This is a genomic window from Curtobacterium sp. MCPF17_001 (genome assembly GCF_003234615.1).
Taxonomy (GTDB): Bacteria; Actinomycetota; Actinomycetes; order Actinomycetales; family Microbacteriaceae; genus Curtobacterium.
This window is the reverse complement of record NZ_QKSL01000002.1, coordinates 326120-337867: the sequence shown is the minus strand read 5'-3', so window position 1 is coordinate 337867 and position 11748 is coordinate 326120. Positions and strand designations below refer to the sequence as shown.

General features: G+C 71.0%; 10 protein-coding genes. 5 read left to right on the top strand and 5 right to left on the bottom strand.

Annotated features, from left to right (window positions below):
* The first annotated feature begins 48 nt into the window (after positions 1-48).
* From DEJ24_RS16760 to DEJ24_RS03645, 4 genes are all read left to right on the top strand, one after another.
* Positions 49-225 (top strand): hypothetical protein, encoded by a 177-nt coding sequence (locus DEJ24_RS16760; RefSeq protein WP_181432862.1) that lies wholly within the window; start codon positions 49-51, stop codon positions 223-225.
* A 257-nt stretch (positions 226-482) separates the two neighbouring features.
* Positions 483-2195 carry an MDR family MFS transporter gene (locus DEJ24_RS03655; RefSeq protein ID WP_375334688.1) on the top strand — a complete coding sequence of 571 codons (1713 nt, stop codon included), beginning with the start codon at positions 483-485 and terminating at the stop codon, positions 2193-2195.
* A gap of 1 nt (position 2196) precedes the next feature.
* Positions 2197-2673 (top strand): MarR family winged helix-turn-helix transcriptional regulator, encoded by a 477-nt coding sequence (locus tag DEJ24_RS03650; protein WP_111077304.1) that lies wholly within the window; start codon positions 2197-2199, stop codon positions 2671-2673.
* Positions 2674-2929: 256 nt separating this feature from the next.
* Positions 2930-4198, top strand: coding sequence for an MFS transporter (locus DEJ24_RS03645; RefSeq protein WP_111077303.1), 1269 nt, complete (start codon positions 2930-2932; stop codon positions 4196-4198).
* A 206-nt stretch (positions 4199-4404) separates the two neighbouring features.
* Here DEJ24_RS03645 and DEJ24_RS03640 read toward each other — a convergent pair whose 3' ends face one another.
* From DEJ24_RS03640 to DEJ24_RS03620, 5 genes are all read right to left on the bottom strand, one after another.
* A complete protein-coding gene (locus tag DEJ24_RS03640) occupies positions 4405-5076 on the bottom strand; it encodes a response regulator transcription factor (RefSeq protein WP_110902095.1) in 672 nt (223 codons plus the stop codon).
* Positions 5077-5218: 142 nt separating this feature from the next.
* Entirely contained in the window at positions 5219-6535 is a 1317-nt protein-coding gene (locus DEJ24_RS03635; RefSeq protein WP_111077302.1) for a hypothetical protein, read from the bottom strand.
* On the bottom strand, positions 6532-7689 hold the full coding sequence (locus tag DEJ24_RS03630; protein WP_111077301.1) for a sensor histidine kinase: 1158 nt from the start codon (positions 7687-7689) through the stop codon (positions 6532-6534). Before DEJ24_RS03630 ends, DEJ24_RS03635 begins: the two co-directional genes overlap by 4 nt.
* Positions 7690-7869: 180 nt before the next feature.
* Complete coding sequence (locus tag DEJ24_RS03625; protein WP_111077300.1) at positions 7870-9069, bottom strand: homoserine O-acetyltransferase; 1200 nt, start codon at positions 9067-9069, stop codon at positions 7870-7872.
* A gap of 170 nt (positions 9070-9239) precedes the next feature.
* Entirely contained in the window at positions 9240-10571 is a 1332-nt protein-coding gene (locus tag DEJ24_RS03620; RefSeq protein WP_111077299.1) for a bifunctional o-acetylhomoserine/o-acetylserine sulfhydrylase, read from the bottom strand.
* Positions 10572-10750: 179 nt separating this feature from the next.
* Here DEJ24_RS03620 and DEJ24_RS03615 point away from each other — a divergent pair, with 179 nt between their 5' ends.
* A complete protein-coding gene (locus DEJ24_RS03615) occupies positions 10751-11722 on the top strand; it encodes a helix-turn-helix domain-containing protein (RefSeq protein WP_146242511.1) in 972 nt (323 codons plus the stop codon).
* The last annotated feature ends 26 nt before the right edge of the window (positions 11723-11748 follow it).

Sequence of the window (11748 nt, the reverse complement as noted above, 5' to 3'; positions counted from 1 at the left end):
ATCAGCCGGCGCACGAGCACCGGCACCCGCGACGGAAGGAGCCCGCTCATGATGCACGACGGTTGGTGCCCGGATTGCGACCTCCCCTCGGTCGTGATCGACGTCTCCGATGACGAGCAGCACGCCTGGGCGAGCTGCGCCGAGTGCGGGACCGGGTGGGTGCACCGCGACGAACTGCCCGAGGCGCGGGTCGCCGCCCACGCTTCGGAGCGGCGCGCGGCCTGAGTCATGAGCGGTCTCGTCACCTGACACAGGAACGCAGTACGCCTCGACCCCGACGTTGATCCACCGTCGGGGTTTCTGCATGTCCTCGACGCGAGCGCGGATGCTGGAGCGGCACTCCGACGAGGGAGCGTTCAGTGTGCCCCGGCGGAGTCGTGCCTCCCACGCAGATCATTGACTTCGGTCAACCATGTGCAATGATTGACGCTGGTCAAGTAACGGGTGCAGCGTGGCATGCCGGAGAGTTCTGAGGAGTCCAGATGTCACAAGCCGAACCCGAGGCTGCCCACCGGTCCTCGTCCGACGCACCCGCGATGACGCAGCGGCAGGTGCTCGAAGCGCTGTCCGGTCTGCTGCTCGGCATGTTCGTCGCGATCCTCGCCTCGACCGTCGTCAGCACGTCGCTGCCGCGGATCATCGGCGACCTCGGCGGCGGTGAGAGTGCCTACACGTGGGTCGTCACCTCGACCCTCCTGGCGACGACCGTGTCGACCCCGGTGTGGGGCAAGCTCGCCGACCTCTTCAACCGGAAGCTGCTCATCCAGCTGTCGCTGGTGGTCTTCGTCCTCGGGTCGGCCCTGGCTGGCTTCTCACAGAACCCCGGGACGCTCATCACGTTCCGCGTCCTGCAGGGTCTCGGCGCCGGTGGCCTGACCGCGCTGAGCCAGATCATCCTGGCCGACATCATCAGTCCCCGCGAGCGCGGCCGCTACGGCGGGTACTTCGGTGCGGTCATGGCCGTCGGCACCGTCGGCGGACCGCTCTTCGGCGGCTTGCTGACCGACAGCCTCGGGTGGCGGTGGAACTTCTTCGTCGGAGTCCCGTTCGCGGTCGCGGCGATCATCCTGCTGCAGCTCACCCTGAAGCTCCGCGCGATGCCGAAGCGGAAGGTGTCGATCGACTACCTGGGCATCGCGACGATCGCCGGTGGTGTCTCGCTCCTGCTGATCTGGATCACCCTGGCGGGGAAGAACTTCGACTGGGTGTCGCCGACGTCGGCCGTCATGGTGATCGGCGCAGTCGTCCTGCTCGTCGCGACGGTGTTCATCGAGCTCCGTGCGACGGAGCCGATCCTCCCGATGACGCTCTTCCGGAGCCGGACCTTCTCGATGTCCGTGATCGGATCGATCGCCGTGGGCATCGCGATGTTCGGCGCCACGGTCTACCTGGCGCAGTACATGCAGCTGGCTCGCGGGGCCACTCCGACGCAGTCCGGCCTGCTGACGATCCCGATGATCGGCGGACTGCTCATCGCCTCCACCGTCGGCGGCAGCCTCGTGACGAAGACCGGCAAGTGGAAGCCGATCATGCTGATCGGGTCGATCGCGCTCGTGGTCGGTCTCGCCCTCATGGGGACGATCGAGTACGACACTCCCTACCTCGTCGTGGCCGTGTACATGTTCGTGATGGGTTCCGGCGTCGGTCTCGTGATGCAGAACCTCGTCCTGGTGGTGCAGAACACGACGGAGCCGCGGAACATCGGTGCGGCCTCCGCCGGCGTCGCGTTCTTCCGCTCGCTCGGCGGTGCGCTCGGGGTGTCGGTGCTCGGGACCGTTCTCGGCAACCGCGTCACCGACCTGCTCGGTGACAAGCAGGCCGAACTCGGCAAGGCGATCGCGGCGCTCGGCGCCAAGGGCGCGGCCGTGGCGAAGGAGCTGTCCTCTGGCAGCATCCCGGCCGTGAGCAAGCTGCCGTCGGGCGTCCGCCAGATCATCGAGTCGGCGTACGGGCAGGGCGTCGCCGACGTGTTCCTCATCGCGGCGCCGATCGCGGTCCTGCTCGTCCTGGCGATCGTCTTCATGCCGAACGTGCCGCTGACCACGAAGACCGTCGCCGAGCGATCCACGGACCAGGGGCCGCTGGCCGGGTCCGCGGAGGACTTCGCCGGCATCGGTACGGTCACCGGATCGAACCCGGTCATCGAGGCCGGTGGTTCCCAGGGTTCCGCCGGGACACGTGCTCGAAACTCGTGAGATGACGTCGTCCGGGACTCCGCCCACCGCAGGTGACGACGGGTTCCCGGACGGCCTGGAAGCCCGCGTCGGAGTGCTGGAGCGCCAGTTCGCGGCGCTGTTCAGCGCGTACCGCACGCGCCTCCGGCAGCAGGCGACGGACGTCGACCCGGCACTGCAACCGTCCGGCTTCCGGACGCTGCAGGAGCTCGTCGACCGCGGGCCGGTCGGCGCGGGGGAGCTGGCGGAGTCGCTGGGCTTCGACAAGAGCGTGCTCAGCAGGCAGCTCCGGCAACTCGAGTCGCTCGGTCTGGTGTCGAGGGGTCAGGACCCGGCGGACCGCCGCGCGGTCGTGATCAGCCCCACCGATGACGCCGTCGCCCGGATGGAACGGATCCGCACCGGAGCGCGAGACGAGTTCCGCACCAACCTGGCGGAGTGGCCAACCCGCGACCTGGACGAACTCGCCCGACTGCTCGCCAATCTCTGGCCGCGGTGACGCTCGGTACCAGTACCAGCACCAGCACCAGCACCAGCACCAGCACGGACAGCTCGTCGTGACGGGACCGTCGCGCCGATCGGGAATCCCGGTCGGCGCGAATGCGTTGGATCGTCCAGTCAGCGACACTGTCGACATGTCGGTCGAATCGATTCGGCCACTCGTCTTCCGCCGCCGTGTTGGAGCGGTCTACACTGATCCGGCACCCGATCCCACGTGCTCGTACCCACCGTGCTCGCGCACGAGAACAGGTCCCATGTCCCAGCTCACGCCGGCACGTCGCACGCTCGCCATCCTCGCTCTCGCGCTGGGTGGCTTTGCCATCGGGACCACCGAGTTCGTCGCGATGGGCCTGCTGCCGAACATCGCCGAGGCGCTGCTGCCCGGTCAGTACTCCGCCGACCCCGAGGGCGGGGTCGCCCACGCCGGTTGGATCGTCAGCGCGTACGCCCTGGGGGTCGTGGTCGGTGCACCGACGATCGCGGCGATGTCCGCCAGGTTCCCGCGCAAGGGTCTGCTCATGGCGCTGCTGGTCGGCTTCGTCGTCGCGACGGTCGCGAGCGCGGTGCTGCCCTCGTTCGGCCTGGTCCTCGTGGCCCGGTTCGTCGCCGGACTCCCGCACGGTGCGTACTTCGGCATCGCCTCGATCGTCGCCGGCGACATCATGGGACCGGGCAAGCGCGGCAAGGGCATCGCCCTCGTGCTCCTCGGCCTGTCGGTCGCCAACGTCGTCGGTGTCCCCGCGGTCACCTGGATCGGTCAGGTCGCCAGCTGGCGGACCGCGTACGGGGTCGTGGCCGCGCTGTTCGCGCTGACGTTCCTCGCCGTGTCGGTGTTCGTGCCGCGCAGCGGTCGGGACGTGCACGCGACCATCGGGCGGGAGCTCCGCGCCTTCCGGGTGCCGCAGGTCTGGATCGTGATGAGCCTGGGGGCGGTCGGCTTCGGCGGTTTCTTCGCCGTCTACTCGTACATCTCGCCGCTGGTGCAGAACGTGACCGGGTTGTCGGAGTCCTCGGTGCCGCTCGTGCTGGTCGTCGTCGGGCTCGGCATGGTCGTCGGCGGCCTGCTCGGAGGATTCCTGGCCGACCGCAGCGTCAAGGCCACCATCTTCGTCGGGCTGTTCGCCCTGATCGGCGCGCTGCTCGTGACGGTCCTCACCGCACAGTGGGTCGTCGGCCTGTTCATCGGGGCGTTCCTGCTCGGTGCGACCTCGTCCGCGATCCCGCCGGCGGTGCAGTCCCGACTGATGGACGTCGCCGGCGATGCCCGCACCATCGCGGCAGCACTCAACCACTCCGCCTTCAACCTGGGCAACTCGCTCGGCGCTGCGCTCGGCGGCGCGGTCATCGCGGCCGGCTTCGGCTTCGTCGCCCCGGGCTGGCTCGGCATCGGTCTGGCGCTGCTCGGCGTCCTCGTCGCGGTGATCAGCTACGCGGTCGAGAACCGCACGAACCGACGCGCAGCGGCGGTCCGGACGGCGGGGGCCAGCACCGGCTCGATCCGCGAGTCCGTGTCCTCACACTGAGGCCCGCCTTCGGGACGCAGCCCGAGCCTCCCGGCCAGCCGGCAGATGACCCAGACCCCCGGCCCCGACCGTGGTCGTGTCGCCAGACGCCCTGACTCGCCGCGCGCACTCCGCCGAGATGCGAAGATCGCGGCATCCCGGCCCCCGAGATGCCACGATCGCGGCACCTCGCGGTGGAGCCCGCCCGCTCGCCCGGCAGGCCGCCCCTACAGCCCGTGTGGGGAACCGTCCTGGACGATGATCCCGTCGGTGATCGCACGCTTCCGCAGCGCCACCTTCGTGCCGACGTCGAACCCGGCGACGCGGTACTTCTCGCGGATGCGCTTGAGGTAGCTCTTCGCGGTCTCCTCGGAGATGCCGAGCTGGTAGGCGACGCTCTTCACGGGCTCACCACCGCCGTAGAGCGCCATCACACGACGCTCCTGGGCGCTGAGCTTCGGCACGCCGCCGACGTCGCCGCTGTTGATCGCCAGGTCGAGTTCGGCGGAGACGTACTGCTCGCCGCGCTGCGCTGCGCGGATCGCCTCGACGATCATCGCCGCGTCCTCGCTCTTGACGAGGTAGCCGAGGGCCCCGGCACCGAGGGCCTCACGGACCACGTTCGGCTCGGAGTAGGTGCTCATCACGACCGTCTTCACGCCAGCGGTCTTCAGCGTCGAGATCTTCAGGGACACCGGGATGGAGTCCTTGAGGTCCAGGTCGAGCAGCACGACGTCGACCGGGAAGGCCGGACTGGTGAGCAGCTCCGGCCACGTGGTGACCGCGGTGACCATCGCGATGTCGTCGGCTGCGTTCCGGATCCACTCGGTCAGGGCGCTGAGCAGCATCCGGTGGTCGTCGACGAGAGCGAGTCTGATCGGTTCTGCTGGAGTCGCCATGCGCGATGGTCCTTTCTGGTGGGTCCGTCCCGGGCCTGCTGATCCTAGGAGGATCGGCGGCCCGGTTCGGGGAGGCTGGCCATGTTTTCCGGTAGCGGCACTCGCTGCGTGCCGGCATCGCTGCCGGGAGGCTCGTGGTGCGTCACATCTGCGGGTGCCGGTTGACGACGCAGTGCGCCGTGACGTGCAGCACGCCGTCGCGGACGCTGTCGGTGTAGGGCCCGATGCGCTGCAGGGCGGTCCACGCGGCCGGGCCGAGGCGGCGGCGGGGGACCCCGCGCGACTCGATGACGACCGGGACGTCCATGGTGTCGTCGGTGACCGGGTGGCCGTCGCTGCCGACGGGACCGAGGGTGACCGAGACGACGGGCACACCGGGCTGCTGGGCGCGGCCGTCGCCGACCATCTGCCACAGCGCCTGGAGCAGGCCGTCGCGCTGGGCGGGGGTGAGGTGGCCCGCGAGGGCGCTCGGGTCGGTGACGGCGACGGAACGGCCGAGGTTGTCGGACTCCGTGATCGCGTGGTAGAGCCAGGTCTCGCGGCGGCCCTCGATCAGGTGCAGGCGGAGCTCGGTGGCGAGGGACGCGGCGTCCGAGGCCGACGCGTCGGAGAGCGGCAACGGGTCGGAGCCGTTCGCGACGGCGTCGAGCAGCTTCTCGGCGGCGAGGTCCAGGCGCGCGAGTTCGTCCGAGGCGAGCATCCCGACGGCGAACTGCGGGGCGCCGACGTTGCTCTGCACGAGCACCCGGTCGAGTTCGCGCTGCACGAGCTGCCGGAACCGGTGCACGACGAACAGCGCCACGGACGGCGGGACGACGGTGACCGCGAGCATGGTGACGATGCCGGGCAGGGTCTCGGTCGTCAGCGGGGTGGACACCACGGCGTAGACGGCGAACGCCAGGCCGAGGCCGACGATCGCGGCGATGACCTCACGGGCGGGCCGGAGGGTCGTGATCGGCAGCAGCGCGAACCCGGCCGCCATCGACGCGGTGGCGGTGTGGCCGACGTCGTGCTGGTCCCACATGCCGATGAAGTCGAGCGTGACGATGCAGGCGAGCACGACGCAGATCAGCCCGAAGGCGACACCGGTCAGTCGTTCTCCGTACGTGAGGACCGTGGCGAGCACGCAGCTCGCGGCGACGACGAACAGCGCCCAGGCGGTCGCGGTCATCCACGGGTTGGTGTAGTCGTCCCAGTGCACGAGGAAGAAGACGATCCCACCGAGCGCCTCGAGTCCGGTGAGCACGGCGGCACCGAGCCCGAGGTGGCCGGCACCGAGCGAGGCACCGGGCTGGGCTGCCTGTCGGAGCGAGCGGGCGCCGGTCGAGGTGGAGGGCAGGCCGCGCGCCTGTCGTCGTTCTGTGCCCCGGTAGCGTTCGCGGGCCTCCCGGCGGGTGCGGGGGGCGGTCTGCTCACCGGGCAGGCCGTGGCTGATGGTGTCCTCCGGGACGCCGCTCATCGGGGTGCCTCCAGGACGACGGTGGTGCCGGCACCGGGTGCCGAGAACAGGCGGGCGTCGCCGCCGACCTCGCGGAGGCGGTTCACGACGCTCTCCTTGAAGCCGAGCCGTTCGGCGCTGATGGTGTCGAGTTCGAAGCCGACGCCGGAGTCGGTGACCATCGCGCGCACCATCGCCTCGTCGTGCACGATCGTGACGTGCGCCTCGGGGACGCCGGCGTGGCGTCGGACGTTCTCCAGGCACTCGCCGAGCGCGAGCAGGAACGCGTCGAGCACGTGCTTCGGCAGCAGGACCTGCCCGGTGCCGTGCCAGGCGACCTCGAGACCCATGCGGCCGAAGCGCTGCTTGACGGACTCCAGGGTCTGGCCGAGCGGGGACTCCTCGGTCCGGGTGAGGGAGTAGTCACCGGACTGCTGTGGCTGCGGGGTCGCGCCGAGGCGGAGGTGGCGGAGGAGTCGTGCGTCCTCCGCGGCCTGCTCCCGCATCGCGTGCTCGGAGACGCCGACGCCGGAGTGCGCCAGCAGGGTCAGGGTGGCGAGCACGGTGTCGTGCAGCAGTCGGGCGCCCTGTCGTCGCTGCGCCTCGGTCTCGCTGGCCTGGCGTTCGGCGCGGTGAGCGGTGCCGATGCTGTAGATGCGACGAGCCACGCGCGGGATGCTGCGGCTGATCCAGACGGCGACGACGGCGACGAGGACCCAACCGAGGAGCACGCCGCTGACCGGGGCGCTGAGGACGGCGCCGCTGGCCCAGCTCATCAGCCCGACGGAGACGACTCCGGCACCGGCGGCGAGGCCGAGTCCGACCCGGTGTCCGCGCTGCGCCATGAGCAGGGAGGCGAGTCCACCGCCGGCGAGCGGGACGAGTGCGCTGGCGATCACGCCGCGGTCGTCCGCCGCGACGGCCGTGGTGAGGATCGTCACGGCGCCGAGACCGGCGACGACGGTGGTGGCCGTCCACCAGGTCGAACCGTTGGCCCCGAACGCGAGGAGCGCCCCGACCATCACGGCGATGCAGCCGAGTCCGAGGACGAGCTGTGCCACGGGGACGGCGAGGGACGTGGCCACGCCCACGACGCTGACGAGCGCGCAGACGACGCCCACGACACGGGTCGTCGACCGGAGGAGGCGGTCGCGTTCCTGCGCGAGGAGTTCCATCGTTGGTCCTGGCTGTTCCTGGTTCGGGAAGCTGGTTGGTCTTGGGAAACCGAGCACTGGTCGAGACCGTGCACTCTGCATCATTCCACGGGCGACACCCGTAGTGGGGTCTTCGGCGCGCGGGGGTCGACGGATCGGTCTGCGGGTGTCCCGTCTTCCGGGGACACCGATGCACCCCGATCAGTCGAGCAGTCGCCGCAGGTGCGCCCCGACGGCCTCGTGTTCGATGAGGAAACCGTCGTGACCGAACTCGCTCGTGATCACCGCGGCGCGGTCGCCGTCCAGCGTGTCGGGCACCCCGGCGGCGATCCGGTGCTGGTCCTCGACGGGGAAGAGCCGGTCGCTGGAGATGCCGACGACGAGCGTCTGAGCGCGCACCCGGGCGAGCGCCGCAGCCACTCCGCCGCGGCCGGCACCGACGTCGTGCGAGTCCATCGCGTGCGTGAGGGCGACGTAGGACGCCGCGTCGAACCGTCGGGTGAACTTGTTGCCGTGGAAGTCGAGGTAGCTCTCCACCGAGAACCGTCCGTCGTCGCCGAGCGGGGAGACGTCGCTCTGCCACGAGCGGGCGAACCGGCCGTTGAGCTCGTCCGAGGCCCGGTAGGTCATCATCGCCATCCGCCGCGCCAGCGCCAGTCCCCGGTGCGGGCCCTCGCCGGGTTCGGCGTCGTGGTGGTCGCCGCCGGCGAACCCCGGGTCCATCTGGATCGCGGCACGCTGCAGGGAGTTCGCGGCGATCTGGTCCGCGGTGGTCTGCGCGGTGCTCGCCAGGACCGCGAGCCGGGCGACGCGTTCCGGGGCGGTGACGGCGGCCTCCAGGGCGTGCATGCCGCCCATCGAGCCACCGACGACGGCGGCGAAGCGCTCGATGCCGAGCCGGTCGGCCAACCGGAGCTGCGTGGCGACCTGGTCGCGGATCGTGACGAACGGGAACCGGGAGCCCCACTCGACGCCGTCGGGTGCGACCGAGGACGGCCCGGTGGTGCCCTGGCAACCGCCGAGCATGTTCGGCGCGACGACGAACCAGCGGTCGGTGTCGATGGCGCGTCCGGGTCCGACGACGTCACCCCACCAGCCCGCCGTGCGGTGCCCCGGTCCGGGCGGGCCCGCGACGTGCGAGTCGCCGGTCAGGGCGTGGAACACCAGGACGACGTTGTCCTTCGCGGGGGAGAGCGTCCCCCAGGTCTCGTACGCGACGCGGACCGACGGGATCCGGCCGCCGCGGACGAACTGCTCGCCGAGCGCCTCGAAGCGCCGTGCGCCGGGCGGGTCGCCCGGCCGCCACGCACCGGTGACCGGCGGCTTGCCGAGGGTGCCGAGCTCGGCGCCGGGCACCAGGGTGGACGGCACGGAGTCCTCGGGAGTCGTCTGCCAGTCCATGGTGCGTCCATCCTCCCTGGAGGCGCGGCTCGCCGCCGCCGTGTTACGTCGCGCCCGGCGTGGCAGCCCCGCGGGACGCAACGTGGGCGGGTTCCCGCGACGGAGTACCGCTGCGAGGAGCCGCCCACGTTGCGTCCCGCGGGTGCCTCAGTCGGGAGGCGCGGCACGGGTCAGGCGCGCAGGCCCGCCTGGGCGACGGCGCGGGCCGCGGCGAGCCCGGCCTCGAGATCGGCCTTGAGGTCCTCGACGTTCTCGATCCCGACCGACAGGCGCACCAGGCCCGGCGTGACCCCGGTGGTGAGCTGCTGCTCGGGGGTCAGCTGCGAGTGGGTGGTGGACGCCGGGTGGATCACGAGCGAGCGGACGTCACCGATGTTCGCCAGGTGCGAGAACAGCTGCAGCTCGTCGACCAGTGCTCGCCCTGCGTCGACGCCGCCCTTCAGTTCGAAGGACAGCACGGCGCCGACACCACGGGGCGCGTACTTCGTCGCCGCCGGGTACCACGGGCTCGTCGGCAGCCCCGCGTAGGCGACCGTGGCGACGTCCGGGTGCCGGTCCAGCCACTCTGCGATCTCCTGCGCGTTGGAGACGTGCCGTTCGATCCGCAGGCTCAGCGTCTCGATGCCCTGCAGGAGCGCGAACGCCGTGTCCGCCGAGTTCGACGCACCGAGGTCGCGGAGCAACTGCACGCGGGCCTTGACGATGTACGCCAGCGCGTCACCGACGGCCTGCGAGAACACCGCCCCGTGGTACGAAGGGTCCGGGGTGCTGAACTCCGGGAACCGCTCGGCGTGCTCGGACCACGCGAACGTGCCACCGTCGACGATGATGCCGCCGATGACGGTGCCGTGTCCGCCGAGGAACTTCGTCGCCGAGTGCACCACGATGTCCGCGCCGTGCTCGAACGGACGGATCAGGTACGGCGTCGCGATCGTGTTGTCGACGATCAGGGGCACACCGGACTCGTGTGCGACGCCCGCGACGGTCTCGATGTCGAGCACGTTGATGCGCGGGTTGCCGATGGTCTCGGCGAAGAACAGCTTCGTGTTCGGACGGACCGCGCGACGCCACTCCTCCGGGTCGTCCTGGTCCTCGACGAACGTCGTCTCGATGCCGAGCTTCGCCAGCGTGTACTTGAACAGGTTGTAGGTGCCGCCGTAGATCGACGACGACGACACGATGTGGTCACCGGCACCCGCGATGTTGAGCACCGCGTAGGTCTCCGCCGCCTGGCCGCTCGACACGAGCAACGCCCCGGTCCCGCCCTCGAGCGCGGCGATGCGCTGCTCCACGACGTCGTTCGTCGGGTTCATGATCCGCGAGTAGATGTTCCCCGGCTGCGCCAGCGCGAACAGGTCGCGGGCGTGGTCCGAGTTCTCGAACACGTACGAGGTCGTCTTGTAGATCGGCGTCGCCCGGGCACCCGTGGTCGGGTCCGGTGCGGCACCCGCGTGCACCTGCGTGGTCTCGAACCGCCAGGCGGCTCCGTCGTTCGTGGTCATCGGGGCTCCTCTTCCGTCGCGCGTCACGCTACGCAGCTGACCGGGCGGGCACCAGCGGGGGAGTCGTCGGACGTAACGCGCGGTGCCGAGGCGGACGGGCCTCCCGGGATGACGGGAAGTGGACGACGGGTCCGCTCGTGTCGCGACGGGGAACGCGCGTGACCTACAGTGTCGCCGTCATGCCCTCTCCGAACCCGCCCGAGCAGCCCGGACGCTCGCACGTCAGACGGCACGACGTGGCCGGCCGGGACATCGACGAGGCCACCCACTTCTACGAGCGTGTGCACGACGCGCACGCCGTGCGGCTCACGCAGGACGAGGACCGGCCGTTCGGGTACCGGCTGCGTGCCGTGGGTGACGAGCGGTTGCGACTGCGGAGTTCAGCGCTCAGCGCTCGCCGCTGGGGCCGGATCGAGCCCCAGGGCCGCTACCTCGTCACCTGGGCGCACGACGGTGAACTGGCCATCGACGGCGGCGCCGACACCGAACTCGTCGTCAGCGCCGGCACCCCCGCCGTCTACCCGACCGGCCGCCCCTTCACCATCGAGGCCCCGCCGAGCATCACGCTGCACACGATCGACATCGACGGCCCGGCCCTCGAAGCGCTCCACCTGGCGCGGAGCGGCGAGCACGCGGAACCGCTCCGGTTCGCCCAGACGCCGGACCCCGAGGGACTCGCCGCACTGCAGCGCACGCTCGCCGCGTCGACCCCGGTCCTCCTCGACCCGGCCGCTGACCGCCTCACCCGGGCACGCATGGTGGACGCGGTGAGCCGCCGGGTCCTCGACGCCTTCGCGCCCGCCCCGGCCTTCCCACGCTTCCCCGGCCACCCGGCGAACGTCATCCGCGCGCTCGACTACATCGAAGCCCACCTGACCGAGCCGATCACGACGGCCGACCTCGCCGCAGCCGCCGGCCTCAGCCAACGCGGACTCCAGCAGGCCTTCGGGCGGAACGACCTGCCCACGCCGCTCGAGGCCCTGCGCGAGGCACGACTCCGTCGAGCCCGCACCCTGCTGGCCGACGCTCGACCGGGCGAGGTCAGCGTCGCGGCCATCGCCCGTCAGCTCGGGTTCGTGCACCTCGGACGCTTCGCCGGGTACTACGCCGAACGGTTCGGGGAACGCCCGAGCGACACGCTCCGCGCCTGACGACGGCGGTCACGCGTCGGCGCCGC